Genomic DNA, 568 nt, shown 5'->3' with positions numbered 1-568 from the left:
CTACAAAAGGCGTTGGAATCGGCCAAAGATGCCAGAGATGCTGAGCTCGCTGAAGAGGATTGGGAACTTATAAAAGATTTTGATTTATTGACATCTAAACCTGTCATTTATGTTTGTAATATTGCAGAAGATGAGGTTGGAACGGAAAATGATTTTGTTAAGGCTGTTCGAGAGTATGCTAAAAACAGTGAAGTTCTAGTTATTTCTGCGCAGATAGAAGAAGAAGTTTCGAAGCTTGACCCTGATGAGAAAAAAGAATTTTTAGATGAGCTAGGGCTTGATAAGAGTGGGCTGGATAAGCTTGTGCAAAGTTCGTACAAGACGCTTAACCAAATTAGCTATTTGACGGCGGGGGAAAAAGAAGTGCGGGCCTGGACGATTACAAAAGGATGGCGAGCGCCGCAGGCGGCTGGCAGGATACATACGGATTTTGAGCGAGGTTTTATTAAGGCTGATATTGTGCATTATGATGATTTGCATGAGTGCGGTAATATGCAGGTTGCTCGCGAGAAGGGATTAGTGCGGAGCGAGGGGAAAGAGTATGTGGTTAAAGACGGGGATGTAATAC

The 568-nt window shown here is 43.3% G+C and carries 1 protein-coding gene; it reads left to right on the top strand.

Annotation, left to right across the window (positions count from 1 at the left end; translation table 11 throughout):
* Nucleotides 1–568: DUF933 domain-containing protein (locus tag ACYVTD_RS15795; protein WP_461248642.1), on the top strand; the 568-nt coding region annotated here is incomplete at both ends.

The organism is Treponema sp. R6D11 (assembly GCF_054786075.1).
The sequence above is the reverse complement of the archived record's forward strand: the minus strand, read 5'-3'. Positions and strand labels throughout refer to the sequence as shown.